Source organism: Streptomyces anulatus, assembly GCF_014650675.1.
Taxonomy (GTDB): Bacteria; Actinomycetota; Actinomycetes; order Streptomycetales; family Streptomycetaceae; genus Streptomyces; species Streptomyces anulatus.
Window position 1 is genome coordinate 188,337 of the sequence record NZ_BMVK01000008.1, and the last position, 19,277, is coordinate 207,613.

Genomic DNA, 19,277 nt, shown 5'->3' on the forward strand with positions numbered 1-19,277 from the left:
GGGCCGGGGGCTGCCCCGGCCGGTCAGGTCGGGACAGTCCTCAGCTGCTCCAGGAAGGGTTCGACCGCGGCCCGCCAGCCCTCCGGCTGGTCGTAGTGGACGAGGTGGCCCGCGTCCGCCACTTCCGCGTACTGGCCGCGGGGCAGGACCCGGACCATCTCCTGGGCCTCCGCGCGGCCCAGCTCCCCGTCGAGGCCGCGCAGCACCAGCGCGGGGCACTGGACCTGGGCCAGCTCCTCCCAGTGGGCGTCGAAGACCCAGGTCGCGCGGGAGCGGAGCATCTGGCGGCGGGAGAAGACGGGGCGCCAGCCGTCTTCCCGCTCGGCCATCACCTCGGCGTAGAACTCGCCGCGCGAGGGGTTCGGCCGCTCCACCCAGGGGTCGTCCTCGCCGAACCACTTCCGTACGTCGGCGAGGGTGGAGAAGGGCAGCGGCCAGGAGTCGAACCAGTCGCTCCACTCGCGCTGGGAGGCCGCCCCGAGGGCGGAGGCCCGCATGTCGCAGACGACGAGGGCACGGACGAGGTCGGGGCGCTTGGCGGCGAGCTGCCAGCCTGTGAGCGCTCCCATGGCGTGGCCGACGACGGTGACGGGGCCGAGCCCGAGCTGTTCGATCGCGGCCTCGGCGTCGGAGACGTAGGCGTCGCGGGTGTACGGGCCGTCGGCGGGCTTGTCGCTGCGGCCGTGGCCCCGCTGGTCGAGGCCGACCGCGCGGTGCCGTTCGGCCAGCCAGCGGGCGGTCGGGGCCCAGTGCGAGGCCCGGCCCATCAGCCCGTGCAGCAGTAAGACCCCGGGAGCGCTGTCCGCCTCCGCGCGCTCCTTGGGCGGATCGGCGAACTCCCATGCCGCGAGGCGTACGCCGTCGGTTCCGGTCACATCGATGCGCCGCACCATAGTCCTGGCACCCCCTTCTGGTCCTCGATCACCGTGTGGTCGCACCCCGCCAGGCTATCGAACTCTTATTCGAAAATGAGCTTCCGCCACCCAAGACCCCACGTTCGAGTGACACCGGTCAAGGATTGATGCCGACCGGCCTGGGGAGATCTTCAGCGGGAGGCGGGCCGCTCGGGGACAGGGGCCCGCGGGAACTGACCTTGAGAGCTCGGGGCTCCGGGTCAGCACAGGGGAGGAACGGCCCCGGCGCCTTCGGACGCCGGGGCCGCCCCCTGTCCGGGGGCGCCCTCCAGCACCTTCGACAACGATGGCAGGCCGCGGCGCGAACCGCCCCGCAACGGCCGGGATCAGGGCGTTTCGAAGCGCGCCGGGCACCGCGCGGTGCGCGTGATGGTGCGACGGGCGCATTCCCTGCTCCCTCCCCGACCGTGCCGGCCGGAGCCGGCCGACACCCTCAGGTCCTCTGCCTGGCCTCAGCCTGGCATGTGACGCGTCCGGCCGCTGCCATTCCGGACGGAAATCGGCAAGCGCACATCACGGTTGTGTTGCCGTGGCCGGCACACGGCCGTCCACCGTGTCAGCGCTTGGCGACGAAGACGTGCGAGGCAACCTCGGAGTCCAGCTCGGCCGCCTCCCCGCTGGAGCCGACCAGCACCCCGCCGGGCGACTCGGTCACGCTGACGACGGACCCGGGCTGCACCCCGGCCCGGCGCAGCGTGTACATCAGCTGGGCGTCGGTCTGGATCGGCTCCCCGATCCGCCGCACCACCACGGTCTTGCCCTCGGCGCCCGGGTCCAGCTCGGCCAGGCTCACCATGGAGGCGTCCAGGAACGGGTCGGCCTCGGCCTTCTCGCCCAGCTCCTCCAGGCCCGGGATGGGGTTCCCGTACGGCGACTCCGTCGGGTGACGCAGCAGCTCCAGCACCCGCCGCTCCACCGCCTCGCTCATCACGTGCTCCCAGCGGCAGGCCTCGGCGTGGACCTGCTCCCACTCCAGGCCGATGACGTCCACGAGCAGACACTCGGCGAGCCGGTGCTTGCGCATGACGCGGGTGGCGAGGCGGCGGCCCTCCTCGGTCAGCTCCAGATGGCGGTCCCCCGCGACCTGGACCAGTCCGTCGCGCTCCATGCGGGCCACCGTCTGGCTGACGGTCGGACCGCTCTGGTCCAGCCGTTCGGCGATGCGGGCGCGCATGGGGACCACGCCTTCCTCTTCCAGTTCGAGGATGGTGCGGAGATACATCTCCGTGGTGTCGATCAGTCCGGACATACGTGCCCCTCGATGCTGTGACTAGAAAACGTCGTGCGATGGCCCTGCACCAATTCTGACGCATAGCGCCGACAACCGTGCCGCCCCGGTGGAAGACCGGTGGAAGTGCGTGCGGCCGGGGCCCGGAGGCGCTATTGACAGTCCACTGGTCCAGACCGCAACGTGATCGGCGGCACCGGCATTCCCGCACCGCGGGACGCCCGCCGCACCACCCGTCCCACCCCGCTCCCATCCCCCGCCGAAAGGGCTCTCCCGATGAGCGACAGCAAGCTGGCCGGTCAGTTCTTCGATGCGGCGATCGGACTGCTGACGCGGGTGCGGGACGAGGAGGCGGACAGCATCGCCGCCGCCGGCGCGGCCGTCGCGGACACCGTCGAGTCCGGCGGCCGGCTCTTCGCCTTCGGTGCGGGCCACTCCTCGCTGGCCGCCCAGGACGTCGTCTACCGTGCGGGCGGCCTGGCGCTGATGAACCTGCTCACCGTGCCCGGCGTGGTCGGCGTGGACGTCATGCCCGCCACGCTCGGCTCGGCGCTGGAGCGGGTGGACGGGCTCGCCTCGGCCGTCCTGGACTCCAGCCCCGCCACCGCCGGCGACCTCCTGGTGATCGTCTCGCTGTCCGGACGCAACGCCCTGCCGGTCGAGATGGCGCAGAACGCCCGCGCCCTCGGGCTGAAGGTCATCGGCCTCACCTCGGTCGCGTACGCGGAGAGCACCCGCTCCCGGCACGCCTCGGGCGGCTTCCTGCGCGACCACTGCGACATCGTCCTGGACAGCAAGATCGCGATCGGCGACGCGGAGCTGACGGCTCCCGGCGTCGACGCCCCCTTCGCCCCCGCCTCGACCGTGGTGACCAGCGCGATCATGCAGGCGATGCTGGCCGCCGCCGTCGAGCAGCTGGTGGCCCGCGGCGTCGAGCCGCCGATGCTGCGCTCGGGCAACGTCGACGGCGGTCACGAGTGGAACGGCCGGGTCATGACGGAGTACCGGGACCGGATCTTCTACCGCCACTGACCGGCGCCCCCGGCGGACACGTCCGAGGCGGGCCCGTCGGGAGGGTGACCCGGGCCGTCAGCCCGCCGCCCGGGTTGGCGCTCGCGCCGGCCACCCCGCCGTGCGCCCGTGCCACCGACGCCACGATGGAGAGCCCGAGGCCCGCGCCCTCGCCGGGCGCGTGGCGGCGGGCCCGGGCGCGGCGGAACGGCTCGAACAGCAGCGGCACGGTCGCCGGGTCCACCACGGGCCCGGTGTTGGCGACCTCCAGACCCTCCGGTCCGACCCGGACCCGTACCGTCCCTCCCGGGTGGTTGTGGCGCAGCGCGTTGGCGACCAGGTTGTGCACGAGGTGGTCCAGCAGGACCGCGTCGCCCTCGACCGTCACCGGCCGGGCCGTCACCTCGACGGTGATGGACCGTTCCCGCGCCTCCGCCGCCAGCGCATCGGCGACCGCGGCGGTGGTCTCGTCCAGGGCGACCCGCTCCCGCCGCCGCAGCCCCTCGTCGGAGACCGCGAGGAGCAGCAGCCCCTCGATGAGCCGCTCGCTGCTCGCGGCGGTGTCGATGAGCTTGTCCCGGATCCAGGCCACCTTCTCGGGCGGCGGATCGTCGGCGAGCCCGATCTCGGCGGCGGCCCGCTGCACGGCGAGCGGGGTGCGCAGCTCATGGGCGGCGTTGGCGGCGAACCGCTGCCGGGCGGCGACCAGCTCCTGGATCCGGTCGAGCATCCCGTCGAAGGTGTCGGCCAGCTCCTTCAGCTCGCCGGGCGGGGCCTTCAGCGCGAGGCGTTCGTGCAGGTTGCTGCCGGACAGCCGGCGGGCGCGGGCGGTGATGACGCCGACCGGCCGCAGCACCCGGCCCGCCATCCACCAGGCGAGGGCGACGGAGAGCGCGGAGTAGACGGCGAGGGAGACCCCGGAGACGGTCAGCAGCTGGCTGAGCGCGGCGTCCCCGGCGACGGTGCCGACCTTCTGCGCGACGGCGACCTGGCCGGGTTCGAGCACCATGGTCCGCGCCCAGTCCGTGGTGGGCAGCGCGGGGGCGGAGGCGACGGCGTCCAGCCGGGAGGCGGGGACCGTCGGGGCGACGGCGGTGACGATGCTGGCGTACACGCCCTCGCTGACCAGCAGATACACGATGGCCATGAGCAGGACGCCGGCCATGACCAGCAGTCCGCCGTACAGCGCGGCGAGACGGGTGCGCTCACTGTTCACCGGGCGCTCCCCGGCCCCGTCGCGGCGCCGTCCCCGATGCGGTAACCGGCCCCCGGGACCGTCTCGATCACCGGGGGCGCGCCGAGTTTGACGCGGAGCTTGGAGAGGGTGACACGGACCGCGTTGGTGCGGTAGCTGGTGTCCTCCTCCCACACCTCCTCGATCAGGTCGTCGCCGCTGACGACCGCGCCCTCGGCCCTCAGCAGGGTTTCCAGCACGGCGAACTCCTTGCGGGAGAGGGACAGGAAACGGCCGTCGCGGCAGACCTGGCGGCGGGCGGTGTCCAGCCGCAGTCCGGCCCGCTCCAGGACCGGTGGAAGGGCGGGGCGGGCGCGGCGGCCGAGGGCCAGGACCCGGGCGAGGAGTTCGTCGTACGCGAACGGCTTGGTCAGGTAGTCGTCGGCGCCGAGCCCGAGGCCGGCCACCCGGTCCCGTACCGTCCCCGCGGCGGTGAGCATCAGGATCCGGGTCAGCAGGCGCAGGGCGACGACGCGGCGGCACACCTCGTCGCCGTGCAGCCCCGGCAGATCGCGGTCGAGGATCATCACGTCGTACGCGCCGAACCGCAGCCGGTCCAGCGCCGCCCGGCCGTCGGGGGCGATGTCCACGGCGACGGCGTCACGACGCAGCCCCTCGGCGATCATCTCCGCCAGGAATTCCTCGTCCTCCACCACCAGCACGCGCATGGGCCCTGTGTACCCGAAAGGGATGTTTCGCCGGTGTAAGCATCCGGGCCGAGAGAAACGAAACCGCGTCCTCGCGCACGCTCGGGCCGTTCGTACCCCGGCCTGTCAGTCACCGACGAGGAGCCCCCATGAACCCGACCCTTTCCCGCCGGACCACCGCGCGTTCGCGCGGGCGCTCCCTCGCCGCGGCCTGCGCGATGGCCGCCGCCCTCGCCCTGACCGCCACCGCGTGCTCGGGCGACGGCGGCGGCACGAAGGACGGCGGATCCGCCTCCGGCACCGGGAAGACGGAGGAGGACCAGGCCCTGGAGCACCGTAAGTGCCTGCGCGAGCAGGGCCTGGACATCCCGGAGCCGAAGCCGGGCCAGGACGGTATGGGCATCACCATCGACGGCGGCTCCAAGGGCAAGGAGGAGATGGAGAAGGCGTTCAAGGCCTGCGAGGACAAGGCGGTCGGCGGCGGGCCCAAGGAGCTGACCCAGGCGGAGAAGGACAAGATGGTCGCCTTCGCCCGGTGCATGCGCGAGAACGGCTTCGACATGCCCGACCCGAAGTTCGACGGCGGGGCGATGCAGGCGGCGCCCGCGCTGAAGCAGAAGGACATGAAGAAGTTCGAGAAGGCCAACAAGGCGTGCGAAAGCGCCGGCCGATGAGGCGGGGACGGGCCGTGGCGGCGGCGACGGCGGTGCTCGCCGTGGTGGCCGGCTCGCTCGCTCTCACCCGGCTCGGGTCCGGCGAGGAGACCGGCGGGGCGAAGAACACCGGGCTGCCCCCGGCCACCGCCCCGGTCGAGCGCGGGGACCTCCGCGACAGCGCCCAGGCCGACGGGACGCTCGGCTACGACAAGCAGCGCAAGGTCAACGCGGGCGCGGCGGGCACCATCACCTGGGCGCCGCGCACGGGCTCGACCGTGAAGCGGAACGAGCGGCTGTACGAGATCGACGGCCGGCCGGTCCGGCTGATGTACGGCGCCGGACCCATGTACCGGACGCTGAAGCCGGGCGACAAGGGCCGGGACGTGGAGCAGTTGGAGCGCAATCTCGCGGAGCTGGGCTACACGGGCTTCACCCCGGACGAGGAGTACACCGAGCTGACCTCGGCGGCCGTGAAGCGCTGGCAGAAGTCCCACGATGTGAAGCAGACCGGGAAGGTCGGGCCGCAGGACGTCACGTTCGCCCCGGGGAAGGTGCGGATCAAGAGCGTCGGGGCGGGCGTGGGGGAACAGGCCCAGCCCGGCGCGCCGGTCCTGGAGACGACCGGTTCCGAGCGCATCGTGACGTTCCGGCTGGACGTGGCGGAGAGCCGGCTGGCGAAGGCGGGCACGAAGGTCACGGTGGATCTGCCGGACGGCACGACCGCGTCCGGGAAGGTCTCGTCGGTCGGCCGGACCGCGAAGCCGGGCGACGACCCGCAGGACGACAGCCCCAAGGTCACCCTCACCGTCTCCTTCGACGAGCCGGACGAGGTCGACGGCTTCGACCAGTCGCCGGTCACGGTGAACCTGACGGGCGAGACCCGCAGAGACGTCCTGACCGTGCCGGTGAACGCACTGCTCGCCCTGCCCGGCGGCGGCTTCGGCCTCCAGGTGGTCCGGGGCGGCACCACCCGCGAGGTGAAGGTCGAGCTCGGCATGTTCGCCGAGGGCCGGGTCGAGGTGTCCGGCGGCGGACTGCGCGAGGGCGCGAAGGTCGGGGTGCCGAAGATATGAGCCGCTACGTCGACGCGGGACCCGGTACGGACACGGGTGCACATGCAGATACGGGTGCGCGTACGGACACGGGTGCGCGTACGGTCGTCGCCCTCGCAGGGGTCACCAAGGAGTACCCCGGCCCGGTCGCCGCGCTGCGCGGGGTGGACCTCACCGTCGAGGAGGGCGAACTCCTCGGCATCGTGGGCCCCTCCGGCTCCGGCAAGTCCACGCTGCTGCACATCATCGGCACCCTGGACCGCCCGACCACGGGCTCCGTCCACATCGCGGGCCACGACGTGGCGGCGCTCTCGGACCGCAGGCTCTCCGCGCTGCGGGCCCAGCATGTGGGCTTCGTCTTCCAGGCGTTCCATCTGGTGCCGGGCGTCAGCGCCCGCGACAACGTGGCGGAGGGCCTGCTCTACTCCGGCCTCTCCCGCTCCGTACGCCGCCGCAGGGCGGCCGAGGCCCTGGACCGGGTCGGCCTCGCGGACCGCCTCGACCACAAGCCGCACCAGCTGTCCGGCGGCCAGAAGCAGCGGGTCGCCATCGCCCGGGCCGTGGTCGGCGAGCCCGCGCTGCTGCTGGCCGACGAACCGACCGGGGCGCTCGACTCGGAGTCGGGGGCGGCGGTGATGCGACTGCTGCGGGACCTGAACCGGGAGGGGGCCACGATCGCGGTCATCACGCACGACACGGAGATCGCGCGGGAGTTGCCGCGCGAGGTACGCATCCGGGACGGCCGGGTGGTCGCGGACCTGCGGAATCCTTCTGCCGCACCGTCCGTGGCGACGGGAGCGGGCCGGTGAGCCGCGCAGGCAGGGGCAGGTTGAAGGCGGCCAGGCTGGGCCCCCGGGACGTGGCCCACGTGGGCTCGGCGGGGCTGCGCAGCCGGCCGATGCGGGTGGTGCTCTCCGCGCTGGGTATCGCCATCGGCATCGCCACCATGATCTCGGTGGTCGGCATCTCCGCCTCCAGCCAGGCCCAACTTCTGCGCGAACTCGACAAGTTGGGCACCAATCTGCTCGTCGCCTCCCCCGGTGAGTCGATGTTCGCCGGGGAGGAGGTGAAGCTGCCCGAGGAGTCGGTCGGCATGGTGGGCCGGATCAAGGGCGTGAGGGACGTCGGCGCGACGGCCGACCTGGAGGCGACCGTCCGCCGTAACGAGAAGATCGACGAGGGCGATACGGGCGGGATCGCGGTCAAGGCGACGACGGCCGGCCTGCTCCGCGTCCTGCGCGGCGAGGTCGGCAGCGGCAGCTGGCTGAACGCCGCGACCGGACGCTACCCCTCCGTCGTCCTCGGCCATGTGTCGGCCGAGCGCCTGGGCATCACCGCCCCGGGACAGCAAGTGTGGCTGGGCGAGCGGTACTTCACGGTCGTCGGCATCCTCGCCCCGCTCCCCCTCGCTCCGGAGATCGAGCGCTCCGCGCTGGTCGGCTGGGAGGGCGCGAAGCGCCTGCTGGACTTCGCGGGCCACCCGACGTCGGTGTACGAGCGCTCGACGGACGCGGCGGTGCAGGACGTACGCAAGGTGATGGCGGCGACGGTCGACCCCAGGAACCCGCAGAACGTGAAGGTCACCGACCCGTCGTCGGCGCTCCGCGCGAAGGCGGCGACCGAGGGGGCGTTCAGCAGTCTGCTGCTGGGCCTGGGCGGCATCGCCCTGCTCGTCGGGGGCGTCGGAGTCGCCAACACCATGATCATCTCGGTCCTGGAGCGGCGGTACGAGATCGGCCTGCGCCGCTCGCTGGGCGCGACCCGGGGCCAGATCCGCATCCAGTTCGTCACGGAGTCGCTGATGCTGTCCGGCCTGGGCGGCCTGGCGGGTGTGGCCCTGGGCGCGGCGGCGACGGGGGTGTACGCGCAGTCGGGCGGACTGCCGTGGGTGGTCCCGCTGTGGGCGGTCGGCGGCGGCTTCGGCGCGACGCTGGTCATCGGCACGGTGGCGGGCCTGTACCCGGCGGTCCGGGCGTCCCGGCTCTCCCCGACCCTGGCGCTGCACGCGGCGTGAGAGGCGGCCCCGGCCGGGCGTCGGCCGCCGGTGTCGGGCGTCGGCCGCCGGTGTCGGGCCGGTCGGGCCGGTCAGCGTCGGTCGGGCCGGTCAGCGTCGGTCGGGCCGGTCAGCGTCGGTCGGGCCGGGCAGGCCGGGCAGGCCGGGCAGGCCGGGCAGGCCGGGCAGGCCGGGCAGGCCGGGCAGCGTCGGGCAGGCCGGGCAGCGTCGGTCGGGCCGGGCAGGCCGGGCAGGCCGGGCAGGCCGGGCAGCGTCGGTCGGGCCGGGCAGGCCGGGTCAGGCAGCAGGCCAGTCAGGCCGGGCAGGCCCGTCAGGTCAGTCAGGTCAGTCGGCCGGGTCGGCAAGGTCCGCCGGGGCAGGCGCACGGCGGTCGAGCACGCCTGTCGCGGGGGCCGTCGGGCCCGGGCCGGCTGCGGGCAAGCGCACGGCGGGAGCCCGGCTACGTCCCCGCCGTCACCTGGGCCAGGTCGACCGCTCCCGCGACCCGGGCCGCGACCGTCTCCGCGTACGCCGCGTCCGGGCGCTCGAAGGCGGACCGGTTCGCCGCGCGGAGGAACGTCAGCACGCCCAGCGTCCGGCCCCGGCTCCGGAGCACCGCGCAGAGCGCGTGCGCCGCGTCCCGGGGCCAGCGGCGTTCCGCGGCCCAGGACTGCGCGGCGTCCCCGGCGCCCGCGCTCGTACGGACGGTGCCGGTGCGCTCGACGGACCGGAGGGCCGGGTGGCCGGGGCCGTAGCGGGCCGGGATGGCGCCGCCGGACACCGGGAGGCAGGGGCCGGGAGCGTCGAAGGGCGTGGCGGCCGTACGCACCAGGCGCTCGCCCGCCACCAGGTCGACCAGGACGTGGTCGGCGAACCCGGCGAGCGCGAAGTCCAGCAGGGAGGTCGCCGCCTCCATCGGGTCCTCGCACTCGGAGGCCGTACGTGCGGCCCGGTGCAGCTGGCTCGTCCGGAACCGCAGCCGGTCGGCCTCCTGCTCCGCGAGCTTCGCGGCGGTGACGTCCCGGAACAGCCACCCCACCCCGAGCGGGACCGGTTCCTCCGTCAGCGGCGAGGCCAGCCGCAGGAATCCGCTGCGCCAGCACCGGCGGCGTTCGCCCTCCGCCGTCCGCAGGGTCACCCACAGCTCGGCCGGGGCGCTCGGGGCTCCTTCGGCGAGCACATGGTGCAGGGCGGCCTCCAGCTCCTCGACGCCCTGGACCACCAGTTCGCCGAGCGGACGGCCGAGGAGGGCGGTGCGGCTCCCGCCGAGCGCGCGGGCCGCATACGCGTTGACGACCGTCGGGCGCAGATCGACGTCGACGAGGGCCACGCCCCAGGACGCGTCCTCCAGCAGCGCCTCGCTCAGCGCGATGGCCCGCTCCAGGTCGATCTGGGCGTGCACCTCGCTGAACGCGCAGTAGACCCCGGCCGGTTGCCCGTCCGCGCCGCGCACCCCGGCGGACTGGGTCCGCACCAGCACCCGGCCGCCGTCCTTGCGCAGCAGCGCGAACTCGTGCACCTGCCGCCCCGGCGCGTCCATGGCCGACATCAGCCGCGCCCGCACCTCGTCCGCGTCGGCCCGGCGCACCGCCCAGCCCGCGAAGCCGGTACGCCCCACGGCCTCGCGCGCCGTCCAGCCGAGGACCCGCTCGGCCTCGCGGTTCCAGTGGGTGACCGTGCCGGCCGCGTCGAACGCGCAGAGCGCGGCGTCCATGCCGTCGAGCAGCGCCGCCAGCAGTTCGGACCCGGGAGGCTCACCGGGGATCCCGCCGTCGCCGGCCGGGGGCCCGGGATCCGCGGAGCACCCCGGGGGCCCGCCGCCGGAATCCTCGTCCGGCCCGAGCTCGTCGGTGGTCCCGCTGCTCCTGGAAGCACCCACTCCGCACCCCCCGCAGAACGTGTCCGCCGTTTCCCCACGCGTCGCCGCGTGTATTGCTGCACGTCAGACCATTCAACTCGAACGTGACCCAGCACACATCAACTTCACCGAAATCATTTCTTCCACCGCCGGATTCCCGGCCGCTTCCATCGTTTTCGCGCCACGCCGCGATCGCGCCGGGGCCCGTCGGGCCCTCCGCCGTGGGGAGTTCACCGCAGGCACCGCGGTGCGTGGTGACGACGTCACCCGAAGTCCACCGGGCACACCCAGCCTTGGGGCGCCCTCGCACGCGCCGTCGCACGCCTTCACACGCCTCGGACCGCCTCGGGTCGCCTCGGACGCCTCCGCGCGCCTGGGCCCCGTCCCGGCCCCGGGCCGCTCTCGGACCCGCTCCGCCCTGCACGGCCCCGCTCACCCGCTCCGCTCCTCCGACCCTCGACCGCAAGGAGCTCCTCCGTGACGCCCTTCCGCACCGCCCGCCCGACGGCGGCGGCCACGCTCGCCGTCTGCGCCGCGCTCGCGACACTCGTCGCCGCCGCCCCCGCGCCCGCCGCGCCCGCCGCCCGGCAGGACGGCCCCCGAACGCTCCCCGCCGTCACCCCGCGCACCGAGACCGCCACGCTGTACGACGACGAGGAGGGCGGCAACGCCAATGCGGACGACCCCGCGATCTGGCGCAATATCGCCGACCCGGACCACAGCCTGGTGATCGCCACCGCCAAGGAGGGCGGCCTGCGCGTCTACGACCTGGACGCCCGCCTGGTGCAGTCGCTGCCCGCGCCCGCCGCGCCCGGCCCCGACCACGCCCCGGGCCGCTTCAACAACGTCGACCTGGTGCAGGGACTGCGGCTGTCCCCGGGCGGGACGGCGGACCTGGCCGTCACCTCCGACCGGGGCCACGACCGGCTGCGTATCCACCGCATCGACCCGTCCCGGCCGGGCGGCCCGCTGACCGACGTCACCGACCCGGCGGCGCCCCGGGTGTTCTCCGCCGACCAGGACGAGGTCGACGAGCAGGCGACGGCGTACGGCCTGGCCACCTGGACGGACCGCCGCAGCGGCCGTTCGTACGCCCTGGCCAGCCGGCGCAACCGCACCTCGGTCGCGCTGCTGGAGCTGCTCCCGACCCGGTCCGGCACCGTCACCTACCGCAAGGTCCGGAGCCTCGACCTGCCCTCCGCGTTCCGGCTGCCCGACGGCACGTCCTGGTCGCCCTGCGGCGAGCCGGGCGAGCTGCCCCAGGTCGAGGGGATGGTGGTCGACCCGGCCGACGGCACGCTCTACGCCGGCCAGGAGGACGTGGGCATCTGGCGGATGCCCGCCGACCTGCGGGGGAAGCCGGTGCTGGTCGACAAGGTCCGCGAGTACGGCGTGCCGGGGACGTACGACGAGGAGAGCGAGGAGTGCGCCCCCGGGAAGGACCCGGGCTTCGGCGGCACCCGTGTCTCGGCCGACGTGGAGGGGCTGACCCTGCTCCGCGAGCGGAACGGCGACCGGTATCTGCTGGCCTCCAGCCAGGGCGACGACACCTTCGCCGCGTACGCCCGCCGGACCGGCCGCGAGAACCGGGCCGTCCCCGTGTACGCGGGCGGCTTCCGGGTGACGGCGGCCTCGGCGACGCTGGACGGGTCCGAGGTCTGCGACGGCGCGGCGGTGCGATCCGAACCGCTCGGCAGCCGGTACCCGGGCGGCCTGCTCGTCGTCCAGGACGGCAGCGCCACCCCGGCGCAGGACGGACGGGAGGCCACCGGCTTCAAGTTCGTCGATCTGCGGAAGGTCCGGGGCGCGCTGGGCCTCACCGGCGCCGGTGGAAAGACCGGCACGGAAAAAGTCACCGAATAAATCGGTTGAAGCGCGATCCGGGACGCTCCTAGTCTGTGGGCACACAGGAAAGGAGGTGTTCAAGAAGTGATTTCTTCTCGGACTCGTGAGGTGACTGCGGGCTGACGCCCGTCGTCGCACTCTTTCTGCAGTGCAGGCCGGACGCCGGCCAATCCCAAGCAGTCACCGACCCGCAGGCTCGCCGGTAAGTCCGGCCGGCTCCTCTGTGCACGGAGGATCCAGAGCCTGCGGGTTTCTGCGTTTCCCGGCCCCGCACGGCCTCTCGCACGCCCTCACGGCATCCCGCGTGCGGATCACGGGCAGAGCCGCTCCACCCGCCACTTTCCGGCGCCCGGCCCACCGCCCTCGCCGTCCTCCCTCACGTACCGCAGCCGGTCGTGCAGCCGGTTCTCGTGCCCCTGCCAGAACTCGATCGTCTCGGGCACCACCCGGAAGCCTCCCCAGTGCGGCGGCGCCGGGACCTTCTCGCCCTCGGGGTAGCGGGCGGCCAGCTCCTCGTACCGGCGGATCAGCTCCTCGCGGGAGCCGACGACGGTGGACTGGGCGCTGGCCCACGCGCCGAGCTGGGAGCCGTGCGGGCGGGTGCGGAAGTAGCCCACGGTCTCCTCGCGGGAGGTGCGGAGGGCGGTGCCGGTGACGATGACCTGGCGGGCCAGCGGGTGCCAGGGGAACAGCAGCGAGACGTACGGGTTGGCGGCCAGCTCGCGGCCCTTGCGGGACTCGTAGTTCGTGAAGAAGACGAAGCCCCGGTCGTCGTACTGCTTGAGGAGCACCGTGCGCGAGGACGGGCGGCCGTCCGGGGCGGCGGTGGAGACGATCATCGCGTTGGGCTCGTGCAGCACCCCGCCGGCGGCGACCTGGCGGAACCAGTGGGCGAACTGGTCCATCGGATCGGGGCTGAGGTCACGCTCGGTGAAGTCCTCCGAGCGGTACTGCTCGCGCATCGCCGCCGGATCGGTGGTGGAATCGATGGGGGAGGGCTTACGGGAGGGCCCGGCGGAAGGAGCCTGATGGGCGGCGTGATCCGGTGCGGGCACAGCATGATCCGGAGTCGGCACGGAGTGATCTGGTGTGGGCACGGGCCCATCCTGCCGCAGCGGCCCAGTGTGCCCGGCAGGGAGGGACCGTAACCACGCGTCGTCGAAATGGAGCCCTGTGCCGGATGTCACGCTTCCCCGCTCCGTGGGAACCCGCCAATATCTTGGGGCAGGCCCCTGTGTCCTTCGCACAGCAGCGGCCTTTGTACACAGCGGCCTTGATACACCTGCTCCGCGTCGCCACGGCCGCGCCGACCACAGCACGCCGCCCGCCGAACTGAGGGAGCCGCCTGATGTCCGACTTCGTACCCGGTCTTGAGGGAGTCGTCGCGTTCGAAACGGAGATCGCCGAACCGGACAAGGAAGGCGGTTCGCTCCGTTACCGCGGGGTCGACATCGAGGATCTCGTCGGCCACGTCTCGTTCGGAAACGTGTGGGGCCTGCTGGTGGACGGGGCGTTCAATCCCGGACTGCCGCCCGCCGAGCCGTTCCCGATCCCGGTGCACTCCGGTGACATCCGGGTCGACGTCCAGTCGGCGCTGGCGATGCTGGCGCCCGTCTGGGGTCTGAAGCCGCTGCTGGACATCGACGAGGCGACGGCCCGGGACAACCTGGCGCGGGCCGCCGTGATGGCGCTGTCGTACGTCGCCCAGTCGGCGCGCGGCCAGGGCCGGCCGATGGTGCCGCAGAGCGAGATCGACAAGGCGCAGTCGGTGGTGGAGCGGTTCATGATCCGCTGGCGCGGCGAGCCGGACCCGAAGCATGTGAAGGCGGTCGACGCGTACTGGACGTCGGCGGCCGAGCACGGCATGAACGCCTCGACGTTCACGGCCCGGGTCATCGCCTCGACGGGCGCGGACGTCGCGGCCGCCCTGTCCGGCGCGGTGGGCGCGATGTCGGGCCCGCTGCACGGCGGCGCCCCGTCCCGGGTCCTCGGCATGATCGAGGAGATCGAGCGTACGGGCGACGCGAGCGCGTATGTGAAGCAGGCCCTGGACCGGGGCGAGCGCCTGATGGGCTTCGGCCACCGCGTCTACCGCGCCGAGGACCCCCGCGCCCGCGTCCTGCGCCGCACGGCCCGCGAGCTGGCGGCCCCGCGCTTCGAGGTGGCGGAGGCGCTGGAGAAGGCGGCACTGGAGGAGCTGCACGCACGGCGTCCGGACCGCGTCCTGGCGACGAACGTGGAGTTCTGGGCGGCGATCGTGCTGGACTTCGCGGAGGTCCCGGCGCACATGTTCACGTCGATGTTCACCTGCGCCCGTACGGCGGGCTGGTCGGCGCACATCCTGGAGCAGAAGCGCACGGGCCGCCTGGTGCGCCCGTCGGCGACGTACATCGGCCCGGGGACGCGGGACCCGCGCGAGATCGACGGGTACGCCGACATCGTCGCGGGCTGAGACGGACGACGGGGCCGGGGCGACGCCCCGGCCCGGCTCGGGGCTCCCGGCTCAGAGCTTCCGGCTCAGAGCTTCCGGCTCAGGGCTCCCGGCTCACAGCTTCCCGGACACGAAGGCCGTACGGTGACCGCCCAGCCGACGGTCGAACTCCGCGAGGAAGGCCGGGGTGAGGTCGGGCCACCCCCAGAAGGTGAAGCCGAGGTTGCCGAAGGAGAAGCAGCCGCCCATTCCCGTCCAGTCGACGAGCGGGGACGAGGCGTCGCAGTGCGCGCACCGCACGAGGCCCTCGCCGCCCTCCTCCCAGTCGGTGAACGCCTCGGAGAAGGGGTCCCAAGCGCCGGGTATCTCTTCCCAGGTCTCGTCGTGGAACTCGGTGTCCCGCTCGCAACGCGGGCACCCGGCCGAGGCCGGATCGGCCCACTGCCCGGCGTCGAACCTGGTGCGGGTGACTTCGACGTCGAGCGGCCCGCCCTGCCACGGCTCGCCCCAGCCGCTGCTGTCGACGACCTCCCGGATACGCGGTCCCGGCGGATATCCGGGCCCCTTGCCGAGGACGGGTTCGGTGCGCTCGGGCCCGATGACGCCCTCGGCCACGAGCCAGCCGACGACGCGCGCGGCCAGCGGGGCGGCGTCCGCCTCGGTGACATCGCGGTCCACGATGATCTGGAAGTAATCCCCCACGGCTCTCCCCCGTCGACCTTCGATTCCGATGGCCTCCACTCTGCCACCCCCCTCTGACACACCGGATTCAGGCGGCGCGACGAACGGCGATGACGTTGTCGGTCACGGTCGCGGTCTCGCCGCCGGGCCCGGTGGCGGTCCGCCGGGGCGCGTGGCACAGCTCGGTCCGCCATCCGTCGCCGAGCCGCAGGGACGCGAGTACGTCGTCGGGGGCGGGGAAGCGTACGTCCTCGTGGCCGTCCCGCCAGGACCAGGGGGCGAGTGAGGCGTGCTCGACCAGCACGAGCAGGCCGCCGGGGGCGACGGCCTCGGCGGCCCGCCGGAGCACCTGCTCGCGGGGAATCTCCACAGGGGTGTGGAAATAGCTGGCGGTCACCAGACCGAAGGTCCCGTCGGGGAAGGACCGGGCCAGATCGTGCCGGCCCGGGTGGACGCGGTCGGTCAGCCCGGCCGCGGCGGCTCCGGCGGCGACCCGGCCCAGGGCGGTCGCCGAGACGTCGACGGCGGTGACGTCCCAGCCGAGCGAGGCGAGCCAGAGGGCGTCGCCGCCGTGCCCGCAGCCCAGGTCCAGCGCCCGTCCGCCGCCGCCCGGCGCGGGGGCCAGGGCGGTGACGGCCTCGGCGAGGACGGCGTTGGGACGGGTGCCCCACTGCGCGTCGACGCCGGCGTAGTGGTTCTCCCAGAAGGCGGCGGAGTCGGTGACGCCGCCTGCGCCGGTGGTGTCGCTGCTCATGGCTGTTCCCTTTCATGCCCGTGGAGGCCGCTCCGGATGAGCACCCCGCTGGACAGGAAGGTGCGCTGCGGCCTGCCACCCTTGCAAGCTCCCATGCCGTTTCGGCAACCTGGCAGGCATGGCAGACACGGCAGACACGGCGGGCGAAGAAGACACAGCAGGACAGCCGTCCAAGAACATCAAGGACGGCGTGCTGGCCGCGGTGGGTCCCCGACTTCGCGAACTGCGGCGCAGACACGGGATGACACTCGCCGAGCTGGCCGAGCGGACCGGGATCAACGAGAGCACCCTGTCCCGCCTGGAGGGCGGCACGCGCAAGCCGACGCTGGAGTTGCTGCTGCCGCTGGCGGAGGTCCACGCGGTACCGCTGGACGAACTGGTGGGCGCGCCCCGCACGGGCGACCCGCGCATCCACCTCCGCCCGGTCACCCGCGACGGCCTCACCTACGTACCGCTCAGCCGCCCCGGCGGCGTCCAGGCCCACAAGTTGCTGATCCCGCCGGGCCCGGACACCGAGCCGATCCTGCGGACCCACGAGGGCTTCGAGTGGCTGTACGTGCTGGCCGGGCGGCTCCGGCTGATCCTGGGCGAACGGACGCTGGTCCTGAAGCCGGGCGAGGCGGCCGAGTTCGACACCCACGTGCCGCACTGGCTCGGCCCCGACGACCACCGGACGGTGGAACTCCTCGTCCTCTTCGGCCACCAGGGCGAGCGGGCCCACCTGAGGGCTCGCCAGGGGCCCGCGCGCGGACCGGGCGACGGGGCCGCATGAGGCGACAGCCGTACGCCTCGACGAGGCGATGTTCGCCCTGTTGCCACGCCCCGTACAGGCCCTGGTCCGGGCCGGACGCCGGGGGCAAGGAGCCTGCGACGGCTGCGCTAGGGTTCCGCCCGTAGCGAGCCGTATCGATGGCGCCAAAACGGCCTCCGGGCAGGGGACTTGTGACCACCACGAAGCCGGTCGTCGGTGCGGAAGGCGGCGATCGGCCGGCCGATCCGGCTGCGGATTCCCTGGTCCGCCGCGTCATCCCGATACCTGCTCCCGCCTTCCTCACACCCGCGTTCGTGACGCTGCTCGGTTGCTTGTGGGGGGCGGGCGACCGGAGCGCCTGGCGGGACGAACATGCCACCTGGTGGGCGGCATCGCTCTCCTTCGGAGACCTGTACCAGCTCACCCAGCACGTCGACCTGGCGCTGGCGCCGTACTACGTGTTCATGCATCTGTGGGTATCGGTGTTCGGCGACTCTCCCACTGCCCTGCGGCTGCCGTCCGCGCTCGCCATGGCCGTGGCGGGCGGACTGGTCGGACTCCTCGGCCGACGGGCCGTCGGCAGCACCCGGGGTGGCCTGTTCGCCGGCCTGATCTTCGCGCTCGTCCCCACCGTCACACGGTACGGACAGGAGGCGCGGCCGTACGCCTTCGCCATGGTGGCGGCGCTGATGAGCTTCCTCGCGCTGCTGCGTGCGCTGGAGCGGCCGGAGCCGCGACGGTGGGTGCTGTACGGCGTGACCGTCCCGCTCGTGGGCTGGTCCCACCTGGTGGCCCTGACCGTGCTGGTCGCCCACCTAGCCACCGTGCTGCGTGCACGACGCCGGTGCGGGCGACACGTCGTGCGTGCGTGGTTGATCGCGGCGGGCGGTGGGCTGGCGCTCGTGGTGCCGTTGGTCGTCCTCGCCCGCGATCAGGCTCAGCAGATCGCCTGGAACACACCGGCCTGGAACGACGTCGCCGCCATGCCGTACATGCTCTTCCGGTCCCCGGTGGCAACCGCCGTCGTGCTCGGAGGCGCGGCCATGGTGCTCGCCATGGTGGGACGGGGGAGGCAGCGCACAGGGCCGGGCCCCGATCCCCGCCCGCGGACGCAATTCACGCCACTCGCGCTGTGGGCGCTGGTGCCGTTCCTGCTCACCCTGGCGACGGTCCGCTGGCTGCATCTCTTTCTCGACCGCTATCTGCTGTTCACCGTCCCGGCCTGGATCCTGCTGGCGACCATCGGCATCCACCGACTCGCCGGCCGGGCCACCATGGCCCGTGGCATCGCCGTCACGCTGGTCGTTGCCGTTGCGGCGTCAGCCCCGTTCAGCCGGAGCGACATCACGCGCAACACTCCCCGCGAGCCGGACTACCACTCCGTCGCCACCGCGGTCTTCGTGGACCAGCGCCCAGGCGACGGCATCGCCTACACCCACCGCCGCAAGCCTCGCCGCGCCCTGGACTACGAACTGCGCAACGACCCCAGGCCCAGGGACGTCTTCCTGCACGACACCCCACAGCAGCGCGCCGACTACGAAGCCGGCGAGTGCCCGGATCCCCGTCGCTGCGCCGCTGGACACCGGAGGATCTGGCTCGTCTCCGCCGGTCGGGGTGACAACCCGCTCTCCGGCATGGAGGAGCAAAAGTCGCGGCTGCTGCGGCAGGAGTTCCGCACCTTACGCACCCTCGGCTTCGCGAATGTCCAGCTGTTGCTGCTGGAGCGCGTCCCATGACCGCCCCGGCTCCACCTCGGCTCCACCAGGGGCCCTCCGCCCACGGCCCTCGCTCTGCCGATCAACCGACTCGCCGATCACCCACCAACGTGGCGAAACGACCGAAGGCCTCGTCCCCGGCGCGACTGTCGCCGAGTTCCGCGCACAGCAAGGGGAACTCGGCCCAGGCCTCGCCCTCGACGGCCCACCGCGCGAAACTGCTCCGCCCGTCGTGGATGCGTGCCTCGTCGACCCACTGGTCAAGGCCGTCGCCCATCGAGTGGACGAAGAAGTGCGCGTCCTCCAAGGCCGGTGCCAGAAGGTCGATGAGCCGGTAAAGGTCGCGCATGTCGATGTAGCAGACGTCCGGCAACTGCTCCAGGCAGAGGTAGTCGGCCTCCGGTGGCCCCAAGCCGAACTCCCATATCCCCCCATCGACCGCCTGGTTGAGCAGATGGACCGGCCAGGTCCTCTGCCTGGGCAGCTCGGTGGCCACGGCCGAGAGCG

General features: G+C 73.3%; 18 protein-coding genes. 9 read left to right on the plus strand and 9 right to left on the minus strand.

All coding sequences use genetic code 11. The annotated features are described in order from the left end of the window. Positions 1–23 precede the first annotated feature (23 nt). Entirely contained in the window at positions 24–893 is an 870-nt protein-coding gene (locus tag IE272_RS21565; protein WP_190007558.1) for an alpha/beta fold hydrolase, read from the minus strand. A 577-nt stretch (positions 894–1,470) separates the two neighbouring features. Continuing rightward, positions 1,471–2,163 (minus strand): iron-dependent transcriptional repressor DtxR, encoded by a 693-nt coding sequence (locus IE272_RS21570; protein ID WP_007454123.1) that lies wholly within the window; start codon positions 2,161–2,163, stop codon positions 1,471–1,473. 255 nt (positions 2,164–2,418) lie between these two features. On the opposite strand from IE272_RS21570, the gene IE272_RS21575 reads away from it, so the two are divergent. Continuing rightward, on the plus strand, positions 2,419–3,174 hold the full coding sequence (locus tag IE272_RS21575; protein WP_007454120.1) for an SIS domain-containing protein: 756 nt from the start codon (positions 2,419–2,421) through the stop codon (positions 3,172–3,174). Here the strand turns inward: IE272_RS21575 and IE272_RS21580 are convergent. Beyond that, positions 3,134–4,369 carry a sensor histidine kinase gene (locus IE272_RS21580; protein ID WP_229897363.1) on the minus strand — a complete coding sequence of 412 codons (1,236 nt, stop codon included), beginning with the start codon at positions 4,367–4,369 and terminating at the stop codon, positions 3,134–3,136. The two genes, IE272_RS21575 and IE272_RS21580, sit on opposite strands and share 41 nt — an antisense overlap. Then, on the minus strand, positions 4,366–5,055 hold the full coding sequence (locus IE272_RS21585) for a response regulator transcription factor (RefSeq protein ID WP_190007560.1): 690 nt from the start codon (positions 5,053–5,055) through the stop codon (positions 4,366–4,368). The genes IE272_RS21580 and IE272_RS21585 overlap by 4 nt, the downstream gene beginning before the upstream one ends. A 128-nt stretch (positions 5,056–5,183) precedes the next feature. Between IE272_RS21585 and IE272_RS21590 the strand changes: the two genes are divergently transcribed. Genes IE272_RS21590 through IE272_RS21605 form a run of 4 tightly spaced genes read left to right on the plus strand, consistent with a single transcriptional unit; the run spans position 5,184 to position 8,756 of the window. Next, positions 5,184–5,708: a hypothetical protein gene (locus IE272_RS21590; protein WP_050361149.1), complete on the plus strand. Its 525-nt coding sequence runs from the start codon at positions 5,184–5,186 to the stop codon at positions 5,706–5,708. After that, entirely contained in the window at positions 5,705–6,763 is a 1,059-nt protein-coding gene (locus IE272_RS21595) for an efflux RND transporter periplasmic adaptor subunit (RefSeq protein WP_190007562.1), read from the plus strand. Before IE272_RS21590 ends, IE272_RS21595 begins: the two co-directional genes overlap by 4 nt. Beyond that, positions 6,760–7,551 (plus strand): ABC transporter ATP-binding protein, encoded by a 792-nt coding sequence (locus tag IE272_RS21600; RefSeq protein WP_229897364.1) that lies wholly within the window; start codon positions 6,760–6,762, stop codon positions 7,549–7,551. Before IE272_RS21595 ends, IE272_RS21600 begins: the two co-directional genes overlap by 4 nt. Next, on the plus strand, positions 7,548–8,756 hold the full coding sequence (locus IE272_RS21605) for an ABC transporter permease (protein ID WP_190007564.1): 1,209 nt from the start codon (positions 7,548–7,550) through the stop codon (positions 8,754–8,756). Before IE272_RS21600 ends, IE272_RS21605 begins: the two co-directional genes overlap by 4 nt. 439 nt (positions 8,757–9,195) lie before the next feature. Here the strand turns inward: IE272_RS21605 and IE272_RS21610 are convergent, their stop codons facing one another. After that, positions 9,196–10,614 (minus strand): PAS domain-containing protein, encoded by a 1,419-nt coding sequence (locus IE272_RS21610; protein WP_190007566.1) that lies wholly within the window; start codon positions 10,612–10,614, stop codon positions 9,196–9,198. Between the two features lie 456 nt (positions 10,615–11,070). On the opposite strand from IE272_RS21610, the gene IE272_RS21615 reads away from it, so the two are divergent. Continuing rightward, entirely contained in the window at positions 11,071–12,456 is a 1,386-nt protein-coding gene (locus IE272_RS21615; RefSeq protein ID WP_190007568.1) for a phytase, read from the plus strand. Positions 12,457–12,749: 293 nt separating this feature from the next. Here the strand turns inward: IE272_RS21615 and pdxH are convergent, their stop codons facing one another. Then, the gene (gene pdxH / locus IE272_RS21620) at positions 12,750–13,400 is read right to left on the minus strand and encodes a pyridoxamine 5'-phosphate oxidase (protein ID WP_050361154.1); all 651 of its coding nucleotides are present in this window, start codon (positions 13,398–13,400) and stop codon (positions 12,750–12,752) included. Between the two features lie 386 nt (positions 13,401–13,786). Here pdxH and IE272_RS21625 point away from each other — a divergent pair, with 386 nt between their 5' ends. Further along, positions 13,787–14,890: a citrate synthase 2 gene (locus tag IE272_RS21625; RefSeq protein WP_050361155.1), complete on the plus strand. Its 1,104-nt coding sequence runs from the start codon at positions 13,787–13,789 to the stop codon at positions 14,888–14,890. Between the two features lie 93 nt (positions 14,891–14,983). Here IE272_RS21625 and IE272_RS21630 read toward each other — a convergent pair whose 3' ends face one another. Continuing rightward, the gene (locus tag IE272_RS21630; RefSeq protein ID WP_056701416.1) at positions 14,984–15,571 is read right to left on the minus strand and encodes a hypothetical protein; all 588 of its coding nucleotides are present in this window, start codon (positions 15,569–15,571) and stop codon (positions 14,984–14,986) included. A gap of 67 nt (positions 15,572–15,638) precedes the next feature. Then, the gene (locus IE272_RS21635) at positions 15,639–16,304 is read right to left on the minus strand and encodes a class I SAM-dependent methyltransferase (protein WP_050361157.1); all 666 of its coding nucleotides are present in this window, start codon (positions 16,302–16,304) and stop codon (positions 15,639–15,641) included. Positions 16,305–16,422: 118 nt separating this feature from the next. On the opposite strand from IE272_RS21635, the gene IE272_RS21640 reads away from it, so the two are divergent. Together IE272_RS21640 and IE272_RS21645 are read left to right on the plus strand one after the other, a co-directional pair. Continuing rightward, positions 16,423–17,076 (plus strand): helix-turn-helix domain-containing protein, encoded by a 654-nt coding sequence (locus IE272_RS21640; RefSeq protein ID WP_229897365.1) that lies wholly within the window; start codon positions 16,423–16,425, stop codon positions 17,074–17,076. A 170-nt stretch (positions 17,077–17,246) separates the two neighbouring features. Further along, positions 17,247–18,791: a glycosyltransferase family 39 protein gene (locus tag IE272_RS21645; RefSeq protein WP_190007570.1), complete on the plus strand. Its 1,545-nt coding sequence runs from the start codon at positions 17,247–17,249 to the stop codon at positions 18,789–18,791. Between the two features lie 61 nt (positions 18,792–18,852). Here IE272_RS21645 and IE272_RS21650 read toward each other — a convergent pair whose 3' ends face one another. Next, complete coding sequence (locus IE272_RS21650; protein WP_229897366.1) at positions 18,853–19,266, minus strand: hypothetical protein; 414 nt, start codon at positions 19,264–19,266, stop codon at positions 18,853–18,855. Positions 19,267–19,277: the final 11 nt, after the last annotated feature.